Here is a 23,952-nt window from a genome sequence, read left to right as displayed (position 1 = left end):
ATATGTGGATCACGGATTCATGGCCTCAGGGCCCTGATCGTTTCCTGGTTGCAAGGCTTTCGTGTCGTTCGAGACGAGCGTCGTCAAGGCGCGGGTGAGCTGTGCAGGGTTCTCAACCGTGGCGGCATCGCGTTTCCGGCGCAGCAGCGCGCGGTAGAGCTCCACGTGGTCGCGCGCGCAACCGAGGTGGTCTGCGGGTTGTCGCATGGAAGCGCGCAGCCGATCCCAGGTCTGGTTATCACCCAATACCTCGACGATGCGGTCGGCGAGATCCTGGCTGCTTCCTGCGCGGAAGTGGAGGCCATCCTGTCCATCGCGCACCTTCTCGGCCATCCCACCGATGTCGGAGCAGATCATCGGCCTGCGATGGAGCAGGGCCTCCTGGATCACGACAGGCGAGTTTTCCCACCAGACCGATGGTAGAACCACCCAGTCGACCGAGCGCATCAGGCGCGGCACGTCCGCGTTCTGGTAAGCGCCATAGAAGCGAACGCGCTGGCCGGCGTCTGCGATAAGCTTCTTCATTCGTTCCTGGAATTCGGGCGGCTGTCGCTCGAGGTTGCCGCCGAAGATCATCAAACAGGAGTCGTCGCCCCATGTCTCCTTGGGGATGCGCAAAACAGCATCGATCAGGACGTCGACACCCTTAAACGGGGTCATCTGGCCGAAATAGGCGAGGCGGTTGCGACGTGGCTTCAGGCCCTGCAAGTCGCGCGCGGGCGCAGCCGCTTCGACGGCGATGCCGTTTTCGATCACGCAGAGCTTGTCCTCGTCGATGCCCCATTTGACGTAGCGCTCAGCCAGAAACCGGCTGGGCGAGACGAAGGCGTCTGCAAGGCCAAGCATCCCGCGCGCAAACAGCTCCCGCTTCAAGAAGTGCGACACGGAAATGTCGGGAAAGCAACCGTGGCAGGCGATGGGGGAGGCCGTATCGCAGAGCTGACCGGACGGTCGTTTCACCATCTGCCCGTGATTGTGGCAGATCGAAAGGTATTCGTGGAACGTGACGAGTATGGCCGCATGCGGAAATGCCTCTCTAAGGGCGTAGAGCGCTTCGAAACCGATGCCGAGAACATGATGGAAATGCACGACATGAGGCCTGAGATCGCGCGCGAAGCGCAACAGGTCCCGGCTGATCGCCTGCGTGTCGCCATTGGACAACAAGACGTGGTCGTAGTCGTCCGTGTGAAACAGCAACTCGTCTTCGGCAAGACGAAAGCTCATCAGCGCGGACGCGGCATGCCGCGGTACCGGATTGCCAACCCGAGCCAGGTAAACCGATCTCACGCCCGGCAATGCGTTCAGGCCACGATGCAGGTTATGCGATGCGATTTCTGCCCCGCCGAGCGACACTGTCGGGTGCGCATGCGAGATGACAAGGACACGAAGCTGCTCGTTCATGCAGGCCTCTTTTGACGGTGTTTCTCGCCTGCAAGGGCAGGCGACCATTGGCTCGTGAAGATCTTTCGATCGATTTCTTCCACCAGAGCCGCCATTGCCGAACTGTCCCCCTCGCGTGCCTCGTCGCAGCCCCACATCTGCACCGATGGCAGCAAATAGGAGTCGATGCCGGACCGGCTGAGACGGAGGCCGAGATCCAGGCCTTTTTTCTGCACGCCCAGATAGCCGCCGGCAAAGCCGCCCGCGCACAACAGGGCGTCGCGAGGCATGACGCAGCACTCAAGCGAGGCCGCCGCGATGCGGGTCAGCTTCATTTCGGTAACTGCTTTGAGCGGATATCCGGCATATCGACCCACAAAGAGCTCGTCGCCATTGTCGTTATCGATCCAGTTTCCCGCCCAGCGAATGGAATGGTCCTCATAGGCCAGTACGGGCGAGATGATGCTTCCTTTCAGGGTCGCGGCCGTGGCCAAGAGCTTGCCGTACCAGCCTTTTGCGCGCGGGACCAGTGAGGCGGAGAGCGACACGACGGTTTCACAGGAGAGTCCCTGCGTGCCAGCTTCAAGCATATCGTAGAAGTCGCCTGCTCCATTCGCCGACACCAACCTGGCCGAAAGGCGATAAAACCGCACGAGTTCTTTGAGGCGGGCTGCCTGTCTGCGAAAGCGCTCGGCAGGCATGACGATCACGATCGGCGCGCGCCGGGTCTCCGGATCGAGCGCAAGCAAGGCCAGTAGCGGGGAAATGTTCTCCTCTCCCTCCCCAACGCCGATGACGATCGGCGTGCCGCTTTCCTGATCGAAACAGCCAGCGTCCAAGGTTGCGTCGGTGACCAGCGCCGACCGTCTGGACTGGCTGAGGAACGGCACAATCTGCTCGTCAACGATCGCCGGCAACGCACAGCTGGCTGGATCGATGGAACCGATTTGGCGCCATGCCGCCAAGCACGCCGAAAGCTGCGTTGGTCTGACTGGCAAAAACGCGCGGCGCGAATCGCGCAGCGTCAGCTCGAAGTAGACAGGTGCACCGTGATCTTCACTCGGCAATTGGGCGTGGGCGATGAACCCGTGGGCATGTTGTGCGCCCTGAGTGCTCGGCGCGAAGTGCTGCTGGTCATTGAAACTGTTCGTGACATCGGGGCGATCGAGGCGCGTCCAGCCTTCGTCGAGGCGAGCCGCGCCGTTGCGCCTGCGAAGTCTTACCGCCGTGACGTGGGCGTCGGGATCATAAAGCCAGCCGGAGGCGAGGAGTTTTCCTCCATCGGCCTCGAACATATTGTCTATTCCCATCCGGACGGGAAACGGCAGACTGGAGACGGTTTCCTCGCCAGCAAAGCTGTTAGCGACCGCTCGCAGCAAGAGGAGCACGTCCGGCGTGCCATGTACGCGCGGCAGGATTGACCTGACGTGTTCGGGCGTTTCCAGCGGGCCGATGATGCGCTTTCGGGGGTGGGCCGCGGCATACCTCCAGCCAGCGCGACCCCGAAAAACGAGGCCTTCGATGTCGCGCGGGCGGGCAGCCAGGCCAGCCTCGATAAGGCCAACAAAACCCGGGGCACCATCGGGCGCGTCCGGGCGGGGAAAGACGGCGATGGCGCACTGCGAGGCCGCCGATGACGGGGTGCCGACCACCGACATCCGGCAAGGCCCGGGCGCCATTCCGCGGCTCCAGCCCTGCAGGAACGTCGTGCCTTCATGACTTTCACCAATCAACTCGATGAAACCATCGTTTGCATGGGCTGCCTGCAAAAATGCGGTGATGGTTAGAAGTCTACGCAGGCTAAGGTTGCCGGCCATCAGAACGTCGACGAGACCGTCGATGACGGCGGCTGACTGAGGTCCCGCAGATTCGGCCAGGATCGCGGCTGCTTCCTCCGCGGAGGCCAGTCGGGGCGCGAAGGTATAGCGTGCGCCCGTTTCCTCCTCGCCGAACTGCATTGCAGTCAGGGCGTTGTCCGTGCCGTCTTGCGGCAAAAGCGCCGCAAAGCCGTGCTTGGTGCTTGGCGAGCGAGCGGGCAGCCGCCATTGCGAGACAAACGCGCGTCGCGTGCCCTCTTGATCCCCGTCGACGCCGACCATGACGTCGCCGGCCACCACTTCTCCTGCCAAGACGCGACCGAGACCGATGATCAACAAGGTGGTCTGGTCAACGCGGCAGCCGATAACTCTTCCCGGGCGCATGGCCCTCGTGGCCCCAGGCTTCACCACCGTGGGGTTCGTAACCGCGGGGGACTGTTCGGTAACCAGCATGCCTATCCTTCCCGCGTCAGATCCTGACACTCAGCGCGAGGCCCGCGCCCGCGGCAAATCCCGCAAGTGCGAACAACAGCAGCAGCAGGGGTTTTAACTCGCCGCTCTTGCGCCTCTGTAACGCACTGAGGTTCTTCTCCATTCCTGACACCACCCCATCCAGCCGCATCAGATGGACATCGAGATCATTCAGCCGCTGGCCGATATCATTTCCGAGACGTTCGACGGCGTTGCCGACGTCGGTCAGCCCGACTGCCTCCGTCTTGTCCACATCGATTTCTGTTGTGCGCTGCAGGGAGCGCTGTGAGACCTGCAGTTGCCGCTGCGACGCCATCAGTAAGTCGAGCTTATCGAGCACTCTGGCGAGCGGCGCGGCGATCAGGGCTTCGGCCGCCTGCTCGTCCGGCTGGGGGACGCGCAAGGCCTGCTCGGAACCACGTTCACTTCGCGCCACGACGACGAGGTCGTTCGCGCGCGCCTGGACGGGATCCGGCAGTGCGATTTCAAATGCGTGCTTACCGTCGCCGATACCGTTGCGCCGCAGGTCGGGACGATTGCGATCGGCAACCGTTTCGGCGATTACCTTGCCATCGAGCAGGACACGGATGGTCAGTCGTTGGCTTGGTGCCATAGGATCGAATGCCCAGCCGAAGACGCGACCCATATCGATGGCATCGACCCGGCCGGTCATCGGCTTGGCATCGTCCTGTTCGGATGCGGCGTCCGGTCGTTCAGCGGGACTGGCCATGAGTTCTCCTATGCCTGAAGCTGTGCCGGCTCGAACCGCTTGAGGTAGCGGCGGGCGGTCGTATCGATGTCGTCGGGCTTGCGGGCGTTTTCTGCGAACTGGCGCAGCAGGCCCGGCTGTTCCAAGATGTTACGCATCGCTGCGGCGAGCGCTCGCGCATCGTTGGGTGGCACAGTCAGGCCGTTAACGCCGTGCTCGATCATCTCAGCCATGCCACCAATGTTGCTGGCGATGACGGGACGGCCCTGAGCCTGGGCCTCCTGAATGACCAACGGCGCGTTCTCCCACCAGACGGAAGGAACGATGGTGCAATCGACCGCGGCCACCAGATCGCCAATGTCTTCGCGTCGATAGGGCCCCCGAGGCTGCACGCATTCTGCCGTTTCGGCCAAGCGGCGATCGACCTCGTCGACGAAGGTCTTGCTCTGGAAGGGCGCGCCCCCATGCACTCGCAGCTCGAATTCGAGGCCATCGGCCAGAAGCTGGCGCGCGGCGTCGAGCAGTACGGTCACTCCTTTCCAGGGATTGAGATTTCCGAAATAGCCGAAGACCGGTCGTCCGCCTGCGAGCAGCTCTCGTCGCGCGACGGTGTTTCGGATGGGGATACCGTTCGGAATGACGCTGATCGCATCTTCGTCCAAACCCCACTGCACGAAGCGATCCCTTAAAAAGGCGCTTGGCGATACGAAGTGGTCAACCGTGCTCAGCAGGGCCTTGAGGTGCCGTTCGCGCAAGACAAAGCGATCAAGGGGAATGTCCTTGAAGCAGCCATGGCAGCGATCCGGGTTGGCCTGATGGCAAAGCTCTTTGCTGCCGGTGCGCACCATCAGGCCGTCATGATGGCAAATCGGGTAGTAGTCATGGAGCGTCATGACGATCTGACAGTGAGGCAGGGTGCGGCGGATGATGTGGGGGAACTCAGCGCCAAGCAGCAACAGGTGGTGGATGTGGACCACATCCGGCTGGAACTCGCGCAGCAACTCCGTCATATCAGGCACCACGCCATAGAGGTCGATCTGGCTTAAGAAGAAGTGGTCGAAGTGTCCGGACCACAGCAGGACTTCGTCTCCCGCTTTGCCGATGCCCTGAAAGCTCGTACCCGGCCTTGCCTCGCGATGGATCTGGTTCGTGGCACCAAGAAACAGAGCCTCGTGCCCCGCGCGCTGGTAGGCGCGAAACAGGTCGTGGGCGAAGATCTCCGTTCCACCCGGATGGAGGGACGGATGGTTGTGTGCGGCCACCAGAATGCGCCTGCTCATCGAGCATTTCCCCGGCGCTTCGCCACGACGAAGTCCTGATGGTGGCCCGCATTCGTGCCGCGCCAATGACCAAGCGATTTCAGCGCCACGGAAAGACCTGCCCGTTCGAGCGCCTTGTCCAGAAAACCTTCTTCGAAACCAACCGCGGCAAGCGGCGGCTGGTTGGGTACGAACCAGCATGGCCCTTTGCCATAGCGACGGAAAGCGAGACGCGGATCGCGCCGCCCATTTTCGTTTGCCGCGGCCATGGCGTCGACCACGAACGCGGTTATGAATAGGCGGCCGCCGGGTGAAAGGACCCTGCGGGCTTCGGAAAGGTAGACAAGCACCTCCGCGGGCGGCAAATGCGTGACCACGGACGTCATGACGACGAAGTCGAAATGCTGATCGGGAAACGGCAACGACAAGGCCCTTCCGCTAATCTTGCCGTTTGGATTGTAGAGCGCGTGGGCGATATCCAGTCGCTGAAAGACGAAATTGGGGTAGGCGGGCGTGATCGCACTCTGGCACCAGCTGATGCCGCCCTCGACCGGATCGATGCCGTCGTAGCGGCTCGTTTGTGGATCGAGATACTGGGTGAGCGGCACGGCCATCCGGCCGATACCGCAACCGATGTCGAGCACGCGGCTGTCTTCGCGCAAGCCGCCGACGCGAATAAAGTAGCCGAGAAACTCCGCCCCTATCGCACGAAAATCACCGTCTCCCACGAACAGGTTGTTTGTATCCGGTCGCGGTAGAAAACGATTGGACCGAACGGATTCAATGAGCCAGCGGATACGGTCTTCATCGATCAGCCGGGCCGGCGCGGGGGAGTGGATGAGCGCCGCTTGCGTCACGCCGCGTTCCTTTCCCGGGTTCTACCAGCTGCGGCGACGGGGCGATCTCGGTCTTTGCCGAATTGATTCGCCATCAGTTCGGTAATGTCATCCTCCCAACGCTGCGTGTGCAGCCATGAATTGTATTGGCTCGCAACGCCGCGCATGTAGTCCTGGCTGCGGCGGATCGAGCGACGCTCGAAATGATATAGGCACGCTGCCGGTTCGTAGGCTATCTGGAGCCCGAGACGACGGATCTTGAGGCACAGGTCGCTGTCCTCGTAGTCGCCAATCACATAGTCCTCGGTGAAACCGCCAACGCTCTCGTAAGTCGCCCTGCGGGTCACGAGACAAGCGCCGGTGACGCCGGGAACCTCGCGGGCATGTTGCGCCGGCGCGTAGTCGCCAGGCATGCCCTTGTGAAAATGGTGGTTCAGCCAGATCCCGCGCTGGTCGCGGCCAAAGTAGAGACCGGCATGCTGCAGCGACCCGTCTTCGAAAATCAGCTTCGGGCCGATGGCGCCCAGTTTTGGCCTTTCCAGCAACGGACGCGACAACACCTGAAGCCAGCCTGGCGCTGACGGCACGACATCCGAATTGAGCATCACCAGGATGGCGCCGCGTGCAAAACGTGCGCCGGCATTGCAAGCGCGTGCGTAGCCGCCGTTGCGATTCATCACAACAAACTTCATCGCTAGCCCGTGCAGAAGATGCAGGCCGCCCAGCAGGTGCTCCGTCTCGTCCTGAATTTCCGGCGAATCGAGAACATAGATGATCTCGGCGTTGTCGGCGAGCCACGGATCCGTCGCCATCCCCGACAACTGGAAACGCAGGAAATCGAGAACCCGGTAAAGTGGGACTACAATGGAAACGAGGGGCGCATCTTTGGGAAGGCCGTAATCCTTGGTGCGGTCGATCCCTATGGTCCTCCCCAATCGTCGCTCGACGTCCTGCAAGGCGGGGGCGAGGATTGTACGGAAGGCGCCGTCGACCGCATGCTGCGGGGGCACGGCGCGCAGGACATGGTTTCGTTGCATCGCGGCGTCGAAAGCCTGCGGCTCCGGGACGAGAGGCATTACCGCTCCCGAGGCAAGGCGCATCTGAAATCGTGGCTGGAGCAGCGGCCCGGGCGATTCCGCCAGAGGGACCCAGGCAACGAAACCGGTTACATCGGCCTTACTCTTCTCATCCTTCCCTTGTGCCCATGCCGGGAATTCATAGCTGTTGGCGTCGAGCGGCACGGCCGTTGCGTCCTCTTTGACGTAGTCGATGCCGGCAAACACGGTTGACGGTGCATGGAACCAGCCGCCGGCCAACAGACCGCCTTCGAGCGCCAGAGCGAGATCGACCTCTCCGGACGGGTGCATCGACGACCTGGCGATCCGGCTTGTCGCCAACGGTACGCGAACTTGAAGGTCGATTGCCGTGGCTGGCCCGCTTTCCGGCAACGCAGCGAGCCGACGCACAACCATCTCGCGCAACTCTACCGCCTCGCGGTTTTTTCTCCACCAATTCTGAAGGCTGGAATAGCGAGGCTTGCCGTCAGCGAGCTGGCGGATGGCGAGGCCATTCTTGCTCAGAAGGACGATGAGAAACGGAGGAGAGGGGAAAGGCGCCTCCGTGATGAAATGGCACGACCGCGCGCCGTGTTTCACGTTGCGTCCGAGGACAACCCTTACGGCCATGCGTGTGATCGATGCCACGCCGAGCGCATAGATCGCTATGATGTCACCCAGATCCGCATTGATCGTCGTCTCGATCAGATGGCGCCCTGGCGCAACCTGGCACATGATGCTGGCGGCCTGCGGTTCGGCTACGAGCATGTGAAGGGCGTCTTCAACGACCATGCTGAACAGATCGTCGCCGGCAATGCGGAAGGCGCTTCGCCACACAGTCAGGAGGTTGTTGACGAACTTGATGCGAGCATCTGGCGCAAGACCGGCGAACAGGGCCTCAACATCGAGCGGCGCAAGCGTGCGCGCGGGCTGCATCACGATGGTATCGACGGTGGCGCCGTCTTCTGTGCAGATGTCCACACTCTGCGCCTGGTTTCCCGACCTCATTGCCCAGAACATACGTTGCCCCCCGTTGCCAAGCGGGAGCATCATGCTGACGAGCGGTACCGGCGACTGGTCCATGGACAACAGGCACCTTGTGGCGGCGGGAAGGGATGTGGGGAGATCCAAGATAAGGACTGCCAGCTCGGCGCCGAGCCGAAAAATCTTTGCATTCCTGAAATCGCCCGTGGCGTCTATCGATACGTCGAACGTCACACACTATCCTCTGAATTGGAATAGCGCGCCCCAAGGGAGGAAGCAGGGCGCGCGGGGCCCACGCTTTAGTGAACCGTGAAGTAGTGGTCGGGATTGGCATGGATGTCGTCGGCATCGACGTTGACCAGGGTGAGCGTGTCACCATGTCCGAGATCCACGACGACATTGCCCCCCACCTGGGTGACGCGCGAGGCCAGGTCTTCGGGCGAAGACACGTCGAGGCCATTGATGCCCTTCGAGATCTGCAGCAGATCCTCGCCCGCAGTAAAGTCGAGAATGACGTCGTTGCCGCCGCCGCCATCGAAGACGAACACGTCGTGGCCAGCACCGCCTGTCAACACATCGTTTCCGGCGCCGCCGTCGAGGATGTCGGCGCCATCTCCACCATAGAGGATGTCGTTGCCCTTGCCGCCAGATAGAAGGTCACTTCCGTGTCCGCCGAACAGGGTGTCGTTGCCCTTGTCGCCGTACAGAAGGTCATCACCCCAGCCGCCGACGAGCGTGTCGTGACCATCTTCACCATTCAGCAAGTCGCTGCCTTCGCCGCCGAACAGGGTATCGTTCCCCTTTCCGCCAAACAGCAGGTCGTCGCCGTCATCACCGAACACGAGGTCGTGCCCGTTGCCGCCGCTCACGAAATCATCGCCCCCATGGGCGCGAATGAAGTCGTTGAAACGGGAGCCGAACAGGGCGTCGTGGTATGCACCGCCTTCCAATGTGGCCATCTGCCTCTCCTCTTCAGGTTTCTATGCACGCGTTGTCCGCACAAGGTGCGACGATTGCGCGCCTGAAATGTGCATTGCAAAAAAAAACTGCGCAAGCGTCCCAGGAAGAGAAAGCGTCTGGTTTTGAGAAATAAATTTCTTATTTTGAGTATTAATGGGACATAATTTCAAAAATGACCGTTTTTATGATGTAAAATTTCGATAGTTTACTTTGAAATAACTTCAAAAATTGAAGCAAATTACGCTTGATATGTTCCTATGTTATTAGCGCCCTAGTCTTCTCTGAAGGCGCGATTGAAACTCTCGGCGACGGGAGAGGTAAGGTATTCGATCGCAAGGCGTGACTTGTGGATGATCAGCACCTCTGCGGGCATACCGGGATAGAGGCGCACATCGGGGTTAGCCTTGAACGACGCCGGATCGATTTTGGCGCGCGCCACGAAAAATGCGGAGTTTGACTTCTCATCTACCGACTGGTCGGCTGCCACATATGCGATGGCGCCTTCCATGGGCAGGCGGGAGCGCTGATTATAGGCCGTCAATCTAATTTGCGTTTTGGAGCCCACGGCGATGCTGTCGATATCACGCGGATTGACGCGCATTTCGATCAGGAGTGGCTCATTTTCCGGAACGATCTCGATCAACGGCTGGCCGGGCGTGACCGCGCTGCCAGGAGTGCGCAGGAAGATGTTGCTGATGATCCCGTCTTGCGGTGAGCGGATTTCAAGACGCCGCAGGACGTCGTTCGAGGCGGTGATCTGCTCTTCGACATCCGCGAGCTCGACGCGCGCCGTTGTGATTTCGCCGGCAATCGTCGACTGAAAATCGCTTTCGATGCCAGTCAGCGCAAGCTGTGCGCCGGCTCCGGCTTTTTCGGCCCGGGCCTTGTCGCCGACAAGTTCGCTCCGCTCCCTCGCGAGCGCGCTGAGTTTGGAGTCGAGCTCGATGAGTTGCATGCGTGGTAGGGCGCCTTTTTTCACCAGCGTTTCGGTCGCCATCCGATGCTCTTTGATCAGATCGATCTGCTGGTCTGTCGCCTGGATCTGGATGCCGAGCGATTTTGCTTGTTCGACGTACTCCTCAATGGTCTTTTCCTGAACGTCGATGCGCCCGTCCTTGGTCTCGCGCCGCTTCTTGAAAAATATCGTCTCCGCCCTGACGGCGTCATCGACCGTAGCGTCCCGGGCGTCGCCGAAATCGCCTGGAAAGCTGATTTGCGCCGTGTCACTTTGCTCGGCCTTCAATCGCGCCAGTTTCGCGATCAGGCCGATACGTCGGATTTGGAGCGACCGCAGGCTGGAACGGGCGCGTGTATCCTCCAACTCGATCAGGGCCTGGCCGGCGGACACCTTGTCACCCTCCTGAACGAGCAGCCGGCTCATGACGCCGCCTTCGAAATGGCTGACGGTCTTTCGCTTCGAATCGACGATGACCGTGCCGCTGGCGACTGTCGCGCTGCTGAGTTCGGTCGAAAGCGCCCAGGCAAAAAATCCACCGAAGGACACGAGGATCGTGGCCATCCCCGCGACGACAAGACGGCGGAGCGGCGAGCGGGTCTCAAATTGCTCGAATTCCAAATCGGGAGGGCTGACACTCGGCGACCTCGTCTGAGGCGTTGGCAGTCGCCGCTCGGAAAGGTCGGGGCGGGCTGCAAGAGGCTTCTTCTCGGTCATTTCGCGGTCACCTCGCGGCGGACTTCGCTGGGCATTGTGGCGGGAATCACGTCGGTTCGCGGCCCGAACTGTGTGACGCGGCCGTGTTCAAGCACGAGCAGCTTGTCGGCGACCTGCATGATGGCTGGCCTGTGAGCGATTATGATGACGATGGCGCCGTCGTCGCGTGCATGCTGGATGGCGCGGATGAGGGCCCGCTCGCCAATCGCGTCCAGGTTTGCGTTCGGCTCGTCGAGCACGATGAGGCGAGGCCGGTTGTAGAGACAACGTGCCAACGCTATGCGCTGCCGCTGTCCTCCGGAAAGGGCCAGGTGTCCGTCACCGACGGGCGTGTCGTAGCCCAGTGGCAGGCGTCCAATCATGTCGTGGATGTCGGCCAATCGCGCCGCCTCCAGCACCTTGTACGGATCGCTGTCCGCCATCCGCCCAATGTTTTCCCGAATCGTGCCCTCCAAAAGGGAGACGGATTGCGGCAGATATCCGACCACTTGGCCAAACGAGCTGCGCTCCCAGAGATAGGTGTTGTTGCCGTCGAGGAAGACACCGCCGGACGTGGGTCGCAAGATTCCGACGAGCAGCCGGGCGAGGGTCGATTTACCAGCCGCGGAGGGACCAACCACACCCAGAACCTCGCCTGGAGAGAGGGAGAACGAAATGCCCTTGATGATTGGCACATCCAGCCCTGGGGCTGCGTAAACCAGTTTGTCGATGACGATGTCGCCCGACGAATGCGGGGTGGGCATTGTCTGGCGGATAGCAAGATCGGCCTTCAAGGTGGCCTCGAGGCGACGCCAGCCTGCGATCGCCAGCACCCACTGCCGCCAATTGTCGATGACCGAATCGAAAGGTATCAGGAGGCGTCCGACAAGAATGCTGGAGGCCATCATTGCGCCGGGCGTGATTGCCTGCTCCAGGACGAGGAATGCTCCGGCCGCCAGGGTGACGATCTGGATGGAATAGCGCAGGCTGCGAGTGATGGACGACATCGCCTTGCTCCTGCTCCCGCTCGCTTCAAAGGCGTCGAGGGCCTGCATTTGCAGGGCGCGCCAACGATTTGCCAGGGCCGGCAACATGCCCATCGCCTCGATGGCTTCGGCATGTCGGAGCGATGCGCCGATCTTTGAGATTGCTTCGACATTTGTCTGGTTGGCTTCCTTGGTGAGTTGGCGTGTCAGCATGTCGGTGATCAGGCCGCCGCAAAGGAGCAGCGCCGCGGATACGGCCCCGATGAGGCCAAATAGCGGATGCAGAACGAAAAGGGCGCCGAGGAAGATCGGTGACCAGGCGGCGTCGAGGGGCGCTGTCACCGCTGACGACGTCAGAAAGCTTCGCAATTCCGCGATATCCCGAAGTGACTGGGTGGCGCGCGACAGCCCCTGGTCAACGGAGGCCTGAACGGCGGCGGCCAGGACTGGCATGTTTAAACGGCGCACGAGTGCGCCACCGATCGCTTGGAAAGACAGGGCGCGGATGAATTCCAGGATACCGAGCACCACAAGGGCGCCAATTGCCAAAATCATGAGCATGACCAGCGTCTCCATGCTCTGACTGTTGAGCACCCTGTCGTGAACTTGCAGCATGAACAGGGGCATCGTGAGTTGTAGGAAATTCAGACACACGCTCAGCGCCGCCGCATATAATAACCCCGACAAGAACACGCGCTTTGCTTGCGCGATTAGTACCCCTGGGTTGTATCTGTCGTTGCCTCCCAAAATTTGAGCCTTGCTTCTTGTCTCATTTTGAACAGTATCACGCATGGCAATTTGCCTTGAATTAACGTTATGGCCATCTGCTGGAGGACAGAATTGGTTAGAACCGGGCGGAAGTGTAGTATCGCTTTTGCCAATCTGGCATAGAAGAGGGGGCGCGTGCAAGATCAGGCTGATCAGGGGTGGTTGGCGTATTTGAAGAATACTTCAATTTTTGAAGTATTTTTCCGAAATGGGGAATATAATGAACGAAAATGATTTGCTTAATCTATCAGAACTGAATGACGGTCTGAGAGTTCAAAATAATGGTCAGGCTGCACAAGCAGTTCCCGGCTATGCTCAAGATGTCGAGTCTGGTGACCTCCGGCAGATAACGTATTTTGAGCTCGCTCGCCTCATGGAGCGGGCCAGTAGACGGTTTTCCGGACTGATACGCGCGGAGCTCACCAAGCTCCGTGTAGATGATGTCGGACCTGCACAGGCGATGATACTACTCGCAATCGGCGATTCGGAACTTTCGGTCGCCGAGCTTCTGGAACGTGGGCATTATGTTGGTTCCAATGTTTCCTACTATTTGAAGCAGCTTGCCGACGGCGACTACATTGATCGCGTAGCCTCCCAGCGCGACAAGCGGTCCGCACGCATCAAGCTGACGGCGAAGGGGCGGCAGCTGCGGGCAAACCTCCGCGACGCGGCGATGGCCTACGAGCGTGCGGTAAAACGTGGCGATCAGGATCAGCGCATGCTTGAGACGGCCTTCCAGACACTGCACGAGCTTGAACTGGCCTGGGCCAACAGTTCGCGGTTCGGCGTCTAAGCGGTGGGTGGTGCCGTGGGCCCGGCAAGGGCGGACTAGACGCAATGCATGTAGCGTTTGTTCATCGTAGGGGCTTCGGCCAGTTCGCTGCCTTGGCCGCTCAACTGGCGCAGGCGGGCAATGAGGTCAGCCTGATCACCGAGACCATAGACCGGAAGATCCCATCCGTTCGAGTCGTTCGACATCGAACGGAATCGGGCCCGCGCGCAAATCCGCACATGGCCCGCCACATGGGCATTCCCGATCACCACGCGCGAATCGGCCATCGTGTTGCCGAAACGCTCGACGTCATGGTGCGGCAGGGGCTGGCGCCCGAGGTTGTCGTCGGCCATATCGGTTGGGGCAGTATGATGTTCTTGAAAGACGTGCTGCCACAGGTCCCCGCATTGGGATATTGCGAGTTCTTCTACCGGTCGGAAGGCGCCGACATCGGGTTCTCCCTCGAGGATCAGCCTGATCTGGAGACGCGCAAGAGGCTGCGCCTGCGCAATATCGCGCAACTCTTGTCGCTTGAGGCCATTGAGGCGGGTATCAGCCCCACCCATTGGCAGAAAAGCCTGTATCCCGCCGATGCCCATTCGCGCATTTCGGTATGCCACGAGGGTATCGATACAGCGTGGTTTCGACCGGACCCGGCAGCTTCGGTCACGCTTCCAGATGGACGTATGCTCACTGCCGGCGGGCCTCCCATTGTCACCTTTGTCGCGCGCGACCTCGAGCCGTACCGCGGATTTCCACAGGTTTTGGAGGCTGCCGCCAAGGTTGCACAGCAATGTCGCGATGCGCTGTTCGTTTTCGTCGGCGGAAATGGCGTCAGCTATGGCCTGCCGCCGCCCGGCGGCGGCGCCTGGAAAGACCATCTCCTTCAGACGCTGGACGTGCCTCGGGAGAATATCCTCTTCCCTGGCGTGGTGCCGCATTCGGTGTTGCGGCGACTTTACCAGATATCGTCCGCGCACCTCTACTTGACCTATCCCTTCGTTTTGTCCTGGTCGGTGCTGGAGGCGATGGCGTGCGGCGCCCTGGTCATCGGATCGGATACCGCCCCTGTCCAGGAAGTTATACGCGACGGACGGAACGGCCTTTTGGTACCATTTTTTGACACGGACGCGCTCGCAAAGGCTATTCTCGGCGCCCTGAACGAGCCTCAACGCTATTTCGGGATGCGCGCAGCGGCACGCCGGACGGTCGAATCACGTTTCAGGCTGGCGGATTGCCTGGATCGCCAACGACATATTCTTGAGGGATTGGTCGGGAAATCGCTTTTTCACCAAGGATGAGCGAAAATAATCAATTATTACTTTGATTTTTAAAGTATATCTGAAGCTCTTTTCTTGTATGCCATCGAATTTTATTATTGTGCACCGCAATCTTAGTTGTTAGCCTCTTTAAAATGACGCAATGATGATTTGAGCAAGAGACTGATCGTCGGGTGTCTTTGGTTTGTTCCCAAATAATTCTTCAGAGGCCGTAAGTGCGAGAGTTGATGTCCTCCGGCATTGGAAAACGACTGGCGACGAGAAAGTTGATAGCGGCATCGCATCGGGATCGGTCATGCTTCGAAGGCAGCGATATCGAGCATCTCATCGTTCAACTCGCAGACAATGATCACCCTCCAGCGACATTGCAGAATGCATTTCCATTGATCGCCGTCGCCTTTTCGGACGAGGGTGAGGCGGATCTTGAGGAGCGCCTGGGGCTGCTTGGATCGCTGGGAACGGTCCCAACGGTTCCCCTCCAGCGGCTTGATCCAATCAACAAGTCGGACAGTTTTGCGCTTCTGCGGGCGTTGGCCGAAGGTGGCGTCGGCCGGCTCGCCCAGTACAGCGCCTCGATCACCTCGGAGCTCGCGATCTTGCGCCGGGAGCGCGAAACGTTGCTGGAAAACTACCGGGTGCTGGAAGATGCGTTTCAGGCGCGAAACTGGGAGCCGGTTTCCGAGATTTTCTCCCACGATCCCTATGCCGATCCCAAGGACGACGGGATCGGGCAGTTGCTTGCCACCGCCTTTGTCGAGCAATTGCTGCCGGTATCCAGCCTTGGCGTGGCCGGGTTCGCTCTTCACCTGCATTCGGTGCCCAGGGTCAGTGGAGAGCTTGTCGTCGCGCTGAGCTATCTCGAGAGCGGCGAAGGGGTGGCCGAGTGGACCGTACCCTATGCGCAGCTCGTGCCGAACTGGAACTTCTTCTCGTTGCCCCGTGCCTGCGGTGGGGCGGCGCGCACGCTTCGGCTGCGCATCTCCGCGACCGGACCCGAGACTGCCGGCGTTTCACTCGGCTATCCGATCGCCGGCGAGCGCTATTCGGCGCGGTCGGAACTTCCGCATCCGGATCTCGACCTGCGCCCGCTGGCGTTCAAGGTGTTCACGGGACTGCCCGGCGTCAAGCCCGCCAGCGCACCCAACATGATTGCGCCGAGCAACCTGCTCGAAGGCCAGTTCATCGTCGATTATCGCTTGGCGGTCGACACGTTGAGCCAGATCGCGGACGTTTCGGTCACCCCCATCGTCCCGGAATTCCAAACCGTGCGGTTTCTTCAGCATGAGCATGCCATCGTCTGCCACCCGTTGCCGAGCGGCATATCTGCGGGCGCGGTCAGTCGCGCCGTCGAGCCTGGAACGATATCCTTCTCGGCAAGCGCCGTCATCGATCATCCGGAGGGTCAGCCCGCGGCGGTCAGCTTCCTGCTCGCTCCGGCGAATTCGAACGCGCGTTCCGAAGTGGCCGAGCTTGCGCGAAAGGGCGCGGCCAGGCCATCAGCATTCTTCAGCGGATGGCGCGAAGTCACCTCCAACCAGGTCGTCAACATCAATATCCAGCTGGAGGAGCCGGTCCGCGGTCCGATGGATCTGATGATTCTCAGCCGCGCAGTGACGGATTCGGTCGATTTCTCCTGGCTCAAGGTGTTCGGGTTCAGGCTGGTCAAGCAATCGACGGAGGCCGCCGATGTCCACGCATAGGGAGCTGCCCGATCTGATCGCCGTGGCCATGCCCCTCTATGGTCACGCCGCACTCGCCCTTGAGGCAATCGAATCCGTACTTGCCTCAAATCTAAGCGGCTGCCAGGTCGTCATCGTCATCTCGGTCGATGGGGATCCGAGGCATGAAACGTTCGATCAACTGTTGCTCTACGCCGCGGCCCATCCTTGCGTCCATGTCGTGATCGGCCAGAACGCCGGGCCGGGCCGCGCACGCAATCGCGCAATCGAATACGTTCTCGAGCATTTTCCCGAAACGAAGGCTGTCTATTTCCTGGATGCCGACAATCGCGTCCTTCCAGGTACCATCCAGACGCTTTACCGGCAGCTCCAATCCAGTGGTTGCGGGTGGGTCTACACCAATATCGACACGTTTTCGGTCAGCTGGCGTGCCCATTACGGCAACCGCTATTCGCGGCTGGTCCACTGCATCACCGACAATATCTGCGATACCGGATCGATGATCTCGATCGAGGTTTTCCAGACGGGTGTTCGCTTCAACGACGACAGGCAGAACGGGTTCGAGGATTGGGAGTTCTGGCTGTCCTGCATCGAGCATGGCTTCGTCGGCACGCCCTGCCACGACACGGTCTTCGAATACAGGCTGCGGGCGGAGAGCCGCTTCAAGGAGGCGAACCGAGACCGCGCCACGTCGGTAAGCTTCCTGCGCAAACGCCACAAAATGTTGTTCCAGCGACCGATGCTGGTCGATTTCGAACATGAGGAGTGCCCGCGCTACCTGTTTGCGCGAACGGAAGATACTGCGATCTCCTTCTTCACCGATCCCACCAAGCCACCGACGATGCTTCGTCTCGACGATATCATCCCGGCGTTTTGGGCCAACATAGGCGAACCCGACAATGAACACTTCCCGCCGTTCATGGTCGCCGGAAGCGGCGCGGCGCTCGACCTCCTCCGGCGTTCGCGCATGCTGCCGAACGTGCTCGCCCACCTTGAGCGCTTGAGCGAGAGCAGCAACGTCGTCTTCGTACAGCTCGCCAACGATGCCGCTCAGCGCAAGATTGAGCCGATCGTTCATGGAGCGGGCGGAGAACGAATGGGCTCTGCCGATCTCATCTTCCTTTCGACCCGGCTCATCCAGGACGTGGTCCAGAACAATGCGGTGGACTGGTTCGCTTCGATCGCCAGCCAGCAAGTATGGCCGACATCGACTGTTCTGAAAGTGCGCTTCCCTTTTCCAAGAAGCCTTCCGCGCCGCTCTCTCATTACACCTCAGCAGGTGATGATCAATTGCGTCAACGCGATTGCCGCCAGTCCGCTACGCGAGACGGCGGGCAGGCGGTGGACCTGGCGTCCGGCACGACTCGTGCCCTACGCCGATCTGCACAAGGCGCTGCGCAAGGAAGTCGGGGGGGGGCCCGTTCTGCCCCTCGGGCATAGCGAAGGCAAGCGGACGGTAGCACTGCTCGTGCCGAACGCGTCGTTCGGGGGGGCCGAGAAAGTCGTCTACGCGGCCGCCCGGGAATTGAAGGCGGCGGGTTACGAGACCCATCTCTTCGTGCTCGGCACGTCGCGGATGGACGTAATCGATGAATTCGATTCCAGCTTCGACTACATTCACTTCTGGGACGCGGGAATTCCGGCCTGGGGAGGGTCTGGTTCCTTCCTGGGGCAGGACTTTATTGCCGAGGGGCATTCGGTCGACTGGGAGGCGCTCAAGGGACAGCTTTCCGGCTTCGACCTCGTCATCAACAACCATGTGATGGCCGTCCATCCCATCATCGCGCGACTGCGCTCCGAAGGCACGCGCACCGCTTGCTATCTTCACGTCGTCGACAATACGTCATTCAAGAGGCCCGCCGGGCAGCCCTTTGCAGCGATTGCCCACGAGCATTGCTACGATGCCTTCCTGACCTGCTCCGAACAGCTCAAGATCTATCTGCATAGCTATGGCGTCCCGCACGAGAAAGTTTTCGCCGTTGCCAATGGTGCGAGTTTCACGGTGCCGCCTAAGGCCCTGGCGGAGGTTCTGGCCGTCAGGCGGATCGAGCGCAAGGACGACCGCTTGCGGCTTCTCTACATGGGGCGGCTCGATCAGCAGAAGGGCATCGATCGCCTGGCGGCGACGCTCGCGGAACTGCGGGCCTCCAATGTCTCCTTCGACGCCCGGGCCATTGGCGGGGAAATCCTCGCCGATTCCAGCTTGTCCTGGAGCGAACGATTGAAGGACCTTGGCGTCGACGTGCGTCCTCCCGTCTTCGCCAGCAAGGATCTTATCAAGGCGCTGGGCTGGGCCGACATTCTCGTCATGCCGTCACGCTGGGAGGGCGCGCCGCTGATGATCGCCGAGGCGCAGCAGCTTGGCTGCGTACCGATCGCGACTGCGGTCGGCGCGGTGGACGAACTCATTTCCGACGGTGAGGACGGCATACTCGTCAACGCGGCTTCGGATCCTCAGGTGGTGAGGGAGATGGCGCGCATCATCGAAGAGCTCGCACACAATCGCGACAGGCTCGCTCCGCTCATGGAGGGCTGCCTCCGGACTGCTGCACGCCGGTCATGGGCGTCTTCCTTCACGGACTTCATCGCGTGGAGCGATCGCTGCGTGAACAACTCATCACTGTCGCGCGCTGCAGTCTTTGGCGAGCCGCCAGTGACAAATCCCGTGGTCGCGGCGATCGGCTGATTGCCGGGCCGCTCCCTGAAACAGAAAGGTCTAGTCGAATGCGTCCACGAATTCTCGTGACGGGTATTCCTGGTCACTACACGCGCCTTGCCAATGGCGCCCATGGCCTGTCCGTCTCCTATGCGGAGCGGCAGAAGCAGCCGGAATCGAAAGAGGATTTCCTGCAGGAACTGCGCAACATCAGCAACACCGGCAACTACCTCATCGGTGAGGGTGCCCTGCGCGCGCTTGCGCCGCATGCAAAGCAGGTTCCCTTCTGGCATCTCTACAATTTGAGCAAGAACGGCGGCGGGTTCGACGAGTTCAACGCCAACTTCGACATCTGCGTCTTCACCTGTGCAAACCTGTTGCGCAAGGGGCTCTCCGCGGACGCCGAGGCTGAGGTCCTCAGTCGGCTGAACATGCCGATCGTCATGCTGGGCATCGGCCTGCAAAACCGCAAGGATCTGGAAAACAATCTTCCGGAAGGAACGAAGCGGCTCCTGGCCGTCTTGAAGGAGCGTGAGCACTACTTCCTGACGCGCGGCCACGAGTCGGCCGGCTTCCTGAAGGACCAGGGCTTCTCCTTCGTGCGCCCGACCGGTTGCCCTTCCGTCTATTTCATGCCGGACAACATGCGCCGATCGATGACGAAGCTGTCTAGCGTAAAAATCGGCAAGGCGCGGACGATCTTTTCAGGTTACCTCGGCGGCAATCAGGATGCGATCCTCGACGCCAATGCGCTGGCCCCATACGACACCGTTCCGCAATACGTCGTGCAGGACGAGTTTCTCCACTTCGACATGAAGGTGGAGCCCAACGACGAGGGGCGCGTCTATGATTCCGCATCGGGCCTGATGATCGGCGATCTGGCCTATCCCGGCACGGAGCGGGAGAAGCAGCGCTTCGAGGTTCGCACTTTCTACGACACCAACCAGTGGCGCGCCTGGGCCTCGTCGATGGACTTCAATCTCGGCCGTCGCTTCCACGGATCGATTATCGCCATGCAGGCGGCGGTGCCGAGCCTGATGGTGGCGGTGGACGATCGCATGCGCGAGATGCTCGGCTTCACCGGCCTGCCCGCCGTCGACATCACCGAGATCGACAAGGCGGAAAATCGCGCCGAGTTCGTGGCCGATCATCTGGCAAAGCTCAACACGAGCGAACTTGTCGACCGGTATTCCGACCGCGAACGCGCCTTCCGCACCACGCTTCGTGAAATCGGCATCGGACACTAGCGGCCCCATCATCTCTTTTCGGTTCAAAGGACAGTTATGCGTATCTTGCTTACGGGAATCCCATCCTATCTGCAGCGAACGATTGCGGACGTCGCCGGCACGACCGTCATCCACCGGCCCTATTTCGACGAGGCCCGCACCAGAAAAGACCTGATCTCGCAAGTCAGGAAGATCGCCAACACCGGCAACTACCTGATCGGCGAAGGGGCGGCCGAAAGCCTGCGCGGCCACGACGTCACCTATCTGCCGTTCTGGCATCTCGCCAACAACCGGGATTCGAACGAGCTCTACGAACGCGTGAACCGCGAATTCGACCTGTGCGTCTTCGCCTCCGCCAATCTCCTGCGGCCTGGCTATTCCGCTGACCTTGAAGCGGAGATCTTCGCCAAGCTGAAGATGCCGGTCGTGGTAATGGGCATCGGCATCCAGCGCAAGGAGGGTCTGAAGGAGCAGCTGCCGGCTGGCACGCTAAAATTCCTGGAGGTCTTGAGAAACAAGGAAAGCTTCTTCCTCACACGCGGCTATTTCACCGCCGAGTTCCTGAGGGAGCAGGGAATGAAGTTCGTCAAGCCAACCGGCTGCCCATCGCTCTACTTCTCGCCGAATGACATGAAGCGCTCGCTTTCGGCGCTTGCCAATCCGGGGCTGGCGGAAGCCCAGAAGATCGCCTTCGGCGGCTATCTCGGCAGCGTTGCAGACACGATCGTCGATGCCCACGCGCTGCTCAAGCCAGACAGCGTCGCAAGCTATGTCGTTCAGGACGAAGTGGTTGCCTACAATCTCTCCCTGACAGGAGACGACAACGACATAGTCTATGACCGGGCGAGCGGGCGTATCACCGGGAGGACCGAATACAAGCATTCGGAGAAATGGCAGCGGAACTACGAGCTGCTGGTCTATTTCGACACGAACCAGTGGCGCACCGCAATGTCGGCGCGCGATCTCTGCTTCGGTCGTCGCTTCCACGGCTGCATTATCGGCATGCAGGCCGGCACGCCCGCGCTCATGATCGCGGTCGACGACCGAATGCGGGAAATGCTGGAGTTCATCGGCTTCCCATATATCGAGGCGGCCACTTGGAACAGGGAAGCGGACAAGCGCGCCTATCTCGCCAATTTCCTCGGCAAGATCGATACACAGGCTGTGATTGACCGCTATTGCGCCTGCGAGGCGAACTTCCGAAATGCTCTGGGGCAGATCGGACTTTGAGCAGATGACGGTGAGGCCACGAATGCGTGCGCTCCTTGCTTGCGCGCTTTCGACACTTTGGGCCTTAGCCCCGGCACCGCCGGCGGACGCGGCCGATGGGCTCCCCGATCGCATCGGCATTAACCGGGTAAACCTTGCCTGGCTTTCGCGCGCCGATCAGGAGCGCATACTGAAGGAGATAGCGGCAAGCGGCATCACCCATGTCCGACTTTCGCTGTCGAGACCGGTGGACAAAAGCATCGAAGCGCTCAAGATTGCAAACCGGCTCGGCCTGAAGATCCTCCTCGAGATCCAGCTCGAAAACAGGGACTACTATCCGCCGGAGACGCGCCCTCGCACCGGTTTCGGTCACGTCTGGGACGTTCATCGGCTTTCGGATCTGGACCTCGATCGTTACCGTGAGCACCTGCGCGCGGCGCTTCGCCGTATTGACGGCCTGGGCATCCGCATCGACGCCGTCGAGCCCGGAAACGAGATAAATTACAGCGCCTACAATGGCGACCTCCTCGTCTATCAAAACCCTGGACGGCGTACGCCACGCAAGGTTTCGGACGTCGCAGATCGCTCGGCGTTCGAGCGCGGCCTCGACACCTATATAGGCACCGTCCGCGTCACCCGGGAAGAATTGCGGGCGACGGTGCATAGCGGCGACGCACTTCTGATTTCAGCCGGGCTTTCCGATGCCGGCACTGCCGAGGCAGATCGCCGTGGCATGGAACGGCTCGATCCGTCGGTACTTATCTCGCTTCTGCGGGGGCGGGGCATCGATGCGCTCATCGATGGCTACGGCATCCATATCTACCCTGGGCGAAAAGGTGAGGCGGCGCTTGCGCGCTATGTGACGAGGCTCCTCGATTTTTGCCAGCCTGAAGGGCAGGGCAGGCCGTGCTGGGTGACCGAATGGGGTATTGCCAACACCGCGCTTTCCTGCCCGCTCGACGACGGTGAGCGGGAAAAGGCGGTCCGCGCCGTGCGCCGCGCCTTCTCAAAGATGATGGAGGAAGGGCGGCTGGAAGCAGCCTTCTACTACGACTGGGATACACAACCGGTCTATAGCGTCTGGCGCTGCGGCGTCTTAAGCGCAGCCGGAGTCGCGGCCACCGAAACGATTGCCGGCGGTGGGGTGGCAAGAGGGTCGCCGTAACTTTGAACCGGGGCCAGGTCGCCGTGGATGTGATGGAGCGGGTATGCCCGTCGCCTCAAGGCCCGGCCCGAGACCTGCTGCCCAGCACTCTCGACGAACCGATGCCATTCTGCGCGTTGCCGTTGCGATACCTCGAAGGAAGCGCAGGCGCGAGCTCATGAGCCAATTTCGTGCTTCACCTGTTTTCCTCAATCTACGCTCGCAGCGGGCGTAGGCCGCGCCGCATTGGAAGTGGTCTCTTGACAGGTCCTCGGACGGATTTTCCTGGGTTGCTGCTCGTTGGCGCATGCCGACACCTGCGCGGCACGTTGCCGACAGATTCTGGGCAGGTGCGAAAGCTTCTTTACGAAAACAATTCCCGCAAAAGGACGGGACCGGCCTTTTCCTCCGCGAGGGCGGCGCTGTTGGCAGCCTCGCGGAGTGCCTGGAAGGCGGACTGGTCCCCGACCCTGGTGCCGCCAAACCGCACCGTTACGGATATCTGCCGCTCTTGTCCAGCTATGAAGGTGGTTTCGTGCACCCGAGCGCGGATGCGCTCGCAGATGTCGCTGACATTGTCCGTTGTTGTGCTTGGCAGATAAATCCCGAGTTCGTCGGATGCAAGGCGGGCAACGAGATCACCATGGCGCACGGAAGAATGGACGATCCGAGCAACCGATTGAAGCAGCGTATCCGCCCATTTTGGTCCATAGCGGCGACCGATGTCATCGAAATTGCCGACCTTGACGACGAGCATGACGCCATCCTGGCTTTCCGTGGTGCTTACGCGCCGGCGGTCTATTAGACGCTCGACCGAGGTCGCAAATTCGTCGGCGCACAGTGTCACTGTGGCGGGATCATGATGGAGGTCGTGTTGAAGTACTTTCTGGAGATCACGAAGCGCTTTTTTGTTTCGGTGAAGGGCAAATTGCAGGGGAAATGTGGCAGCCGCCGATATCAAACCCACAGCGGCCAATTCTGCCCAAAACGGGCGTTCGGGAACGAGCACGCTTAACAAGCAAACGACCCCGGTCATCACACCTGCCGAGGTCAGGGCGCCGAGCGTTGCATTCTTGAGATGCGGGACTATTGCGTCTGGGCGAAATCGAA

At 60.6% G+C, this 23,952-nt stretch carries 17 protein-coding genes; 7 read left to right on the top strand and 10 right to left on the bottom strand.

Going from position 1 to position 23,952, the window contains the following annotated elements; translation table 11 throughout:
• Positions 1-9: 9 nt before the first annotated feature.
• The 9 genes from ATY80_RS01385 to ATY80_RS01345 form a co-directional block, all read right to left on the bottom strand.
• Positions 10-1,401, bottom strand: a complete 1,392-nt coding sequence (locus tag ATY80_RS01385; protein ID WP_088690706.1) for a glycosyltransferase family 4 protein — start codon at positions 1,399-1,401, stop codon at positions 10-12.
• Positions 1,398-3,650 carry a hypothetical protein gene (locus ATY80_RS01380; protein ID WP_088690705.1) on the bottom strand — a complete coding sequence of 751 codons (2,253 nt, stop codon included), beginning with the start codon at positions 3,648-3,650 and terminating at the stop codon, positions 1,398-1,400. The genes ATY80_RS01385 and ATY80_RS01380 overlap by 4 nt, the downstream gene beginning before the upstream one ends.
• A gap of 16 nt (positions 3,651-3,666) precedes the next feature.
• Entirely contained in the window at positions 3,667-4,398 is a 732-nt protein-coding gene (locus ATY80_RS01375; protein WP_088690704.1) for a hypothetical protein, read from the bottom strand.
• 8 nt (positions 4,399-4,406) lie between these two features.
• Positions 4,407-5,657, bottom strand: coding sequence for a glycosyltransferase family 4 protein (locus ATY80_RS01370; protein WP_088690703.1), 1,251 nt, complete (start codon positions 5,655-5,657; stop codon positions 4,407-4,409).
• Complete coding sequence (locus ATY80_RS01365; RefSeq protein ID WP_088690702.1) at positions 5,654-6,493, bottom strand: class I SAM-dependent methyltransferase; 840 nt, start codon at positions 6,491-6,493, stop codon at positions 5,654-5,656. Before ATY80_RS01365 ends, ATY80_RS01370 begins: the two co-directional genes overlap by 4 nt.
• The gene (locus ATY80_RS01360; RefSeq protein WP_088690701.1) at positions 6,490-8,745 is read right to left on the bottom strand and encodes a glycosyltransferase family 2 protein; all 2,256 of its coding nucleotides are present in this window, start codon (positions 8,743-8,745) and stop codon (positions 6,490-6,492) included. The genes ATY80_RS01365 and ATY80_RS01360 overlap by 4 nt, the downstream gene beginning before the upstream one ends.
• Before the next feature lie 65 nt (positions 8,746-8,810).
• Complete coding sequence (locus tag ATY80_RS01355; RefSeq protein ID WP_088690700.1) at positions 8,811-9,470, bottom strand: calcium-binding protein; 660 nt, start codon at positions 9,468-9,470, stop codon at positions 8,811-8,813.
• Positions 9,471-9,742: 272 nt separating this feature from the next.
• A complete protein-coding gene (locus ATY80_RS01350; protein ID WP_088690699.1) occupies positions 9,743-11,143 on the bottom strand; it encodes an HlyD family type I secretion periplasmic adaptor subunit in 1,401 nt (466 codons plus the stop codon).
• Positions 11,140-12,900: a type I secretion system permease/ATPase gene (locus tag ATY80_RS01345; RefSeq protein ID WP_088690698.1), complete on the bottom strand. Its 1,761-nt coding sequence runs from the start codon at positions 12,898-12,900 to the stop codon at positions 11,140-11,142. The genes ATY80_RS01350 and ATY80_RS01345 overlap by 4 nt, the downstream gene beginning before the upstream one ends.
• Before the next feature lie 196 nt (positions 12,901-13,096).
• On the opposite strand from ATY80_RS01345, the gene ATY80_RS01340 reads away from it, so the two are divergent.
• From ATY80_RS01340 to ATY80_RS01310, 7 genes are all read left to right on the top strand, one after another.
• Positions 13,097-13,669, top strand: a complete 573-nt coding sequence (locus tag ATY80_RS01340) for a MarR family transcriptional regulator (protein ID WP_088690697.1) — start codon at positions 13,097-13,099, stop codon at positions 13,667-13,669.
• 44 nt (positions 13,670-13,713) lie between these two features.
• Positions 13,714-14,949, top strand: a complete 1,236-nt coding sequence (locus ATY80_RS01335; protein ID WP_088690696.1) for a glycosyltransferase family 4 protein — start codon at positions 13,714-13,716, stop codon at positions 14,947-14,949.
• A 206-nt stretch (positions 14,950-15,155) separates the two neighbouring features.
• Positions 15,156-16,628 (top strand): DUF6212 domain-containing protein, encoded by a 1,473-nt coding sequence (locus ATY80_RS01330; protein ID WP_088690695.1) that lies wholly within the window; start codon positions 15,156-15,158, stop codon positions 16,626-16,628.
• Positions 16,615-19,293: a glycosyltransferase gene (locus ATY80_RS01325; RefSeq protein ID WP_088690694.1), complete on the top strand. Its 2,679-nt coding sequence runs from the start codon at positions 16,615-16,617 to the stop codon at positions 19,291-19,293. Before ATY80_RS01330 ends, ATY80_RS01325 begins: the two co-directional genes overlap by 14 nt.
• Before the next feature lie 38 nt (positions 19,294-19,331).
• Positions 19,332-20,510, top strand: a complete 1,179-nt coding sequence (locus ATY80_RS01320) for a polysaccharide pyruvyl transferase family protein (protein WP_088690693.1) — start codon at positions 19,332-19,334, stop codon at positions 20,508-20,510.
• A gap of 36 nt (positions 20,511-20,546) precedes the next feature.
• Positions 20,547-21,719: a polysaccharide pyruvyl transferase family protein gene (locus tag ATY80_RS01315; RefSeq protein WP_088690692.1), complete on the top strand. Its 1,173-nt coding sequence runs from the start codon at positions 20,547-20,549 to the stop codon at positions 21,717-21,719.
• 22 nt (positions 21,720-21,741) lie between these two features.
• Entirely contained in the window at positions 21,742-22,863 is a 1,122-nt protein-coding gene (locus ATY80_RS01310) for a glycoside hydrolase (RefSeq protein WP_245306730.1), read from the top strand.
• A 343-nt stretch (positions 22,864-23,206) separates the two neighbouring features.
• Here the strand turns inward: ATY80_RS01310 and ATY80_RS01305 are convergent, their stop codons facing one another.
• A complete protein-coding gene (locus ATY80_RS01305) occupies positions 23,207-23,878 on the bottom strand; it encodes a GGDEF domain-containing protein (RefSeq protein ID WP_245306729.1) in 672 nt (223 codons plus the stop codon).
• Between the last annotated feature and the right edge of the window lie 74 nt (positions 23,879-23,952).

Origin of the sequence: Rhizobium sp. R711, assembly GCF_002211365.1 — a bacterium.
Lineage (GTDB): Bacteria > Pseudomonadota > Alphaproteobacteria > Rhizobiales > Rhizobiaceae > Rhizobium.
The sequence above is the reverse complement of the archived record's forward strand: the minus strand, read 5'-3'. Positions and strand labels throughout refer to the sequence as shown.

What these genes read in the sequence shown, in the direction of transcription:
- ATY80_RS01330 (WP_088690695.1), top strand. Translation starts at nt 15,156, where the DNA reads ATGTCCTCCGGCATTGGAAAACGACTGGCGACGAGAAAGTTGATAGCG.
- ATY80_RS01355 (WP_088690700.1), bottom strand. Translation starts at nt 9,470, where the DNA reads ATGGCCACATTGGAAGGCGGTGCATACCACGACGCCCTGTTCGGCTCC.
- ATY80_RS01310 (WP_245306730.1), top strand. Translation starts at nt 21,742, where the DNA reads ATGCGTGCGCTCCTTGCTTGCGCGCTTTCGACACTTTGGGCCTTAGCC.
- ATY80_RS01345 (WP_088690698.1), bottom strand. Translation starts at nt 12,900, where the DNA reads ATGCGTGATACTGTTCAAAATGAGACAAGAAGCAAGGCTCAAATTTTG.
- ATY80_RS01325 (WP_088690694.1), top strand. Translation starts at nt 16,615, where the DNA reads ATGTCCACGCATAGGGAGCTGCCCGATCTGATCGCCGTGGCCATGCCC.
- ATY80_RS01335 (WP_088690696.1), top strand. Translation starts at nt 13,714, where the DNA reads ATGCATGTAGCGTTTGTTCATCGTAGGGGCTTCGGCCAGTTCGCTGCC.
- ATY80_RS01375 (WP_088690704.1), bottom strand. Translation starts at nt 4,398, where the DNA reads ATGGCCAGTCCCGCTGAACGACCGGACGCCGCATCCGAACAGGACGAT.
- ATY80_RS01385 (WP_088690706.1), bottom strand. Translation starts at nt 1,401, where the DNA reads ATGAACGAGCAGCTTCGTGTCCTTGTCATCTCGCATGCGCACCCGACA.
- ATY80_RS01350 (WP_088690699.1), bottom strand. Translation starts at nt 11,143, where the DNA reads ATGACCGAGAAGAAGCCTCTTGCAGCCCGCCCCGACCTTTCCGAGCGG.
- ATY80_RS01315 (WP_088690692.1), top strand. Translation starts at nt 20,547, where the DNA reads ATGCGTATCTTGCTTACGGGAATCCCATCCTATCTGCAGCGAACGATT.
- ATY80_RS01320 (WP_088690693.1), top strand. Translation starts at nt 19,332, where the DNA reads ATGCGTCCACGAATTCTCGTGACGGGTATTCCTGGTCACTACACGCGC.
- ATY80_RS01340 (WP_088690697.1), top strand. Translation starts at nt 13,097, where the DNA reads ATGAACGAAAATGATTTGCTTAATCTATCAGAACTGAATGACGGTCTG.
- ATY80_RS01370 (WP_088690703.1), bottom strand. Translation starts at nt 5,657, where the DNA reads ATGAGCAGGCGCATTCTGGTGGCCGCACACAACCATCCGTCCCTCCAT.
- ATY80_RS01380 (WP_088690705.1), bottom strand. Translation starts at nt 3,650, where the DNA reads ATGCTGGTTACCGAACAGTCCCCCGCGGTTACGAACCCCACGGTGGTG.
- ATY80_RS01305 (WP_245306729.1), bottom strand. Translation starts at nt 23,878, where the DNA reads ATGACCGGGGTCGTTTGCTTGTTAAGCGTGCTCGTTCCCGAACGCCCG.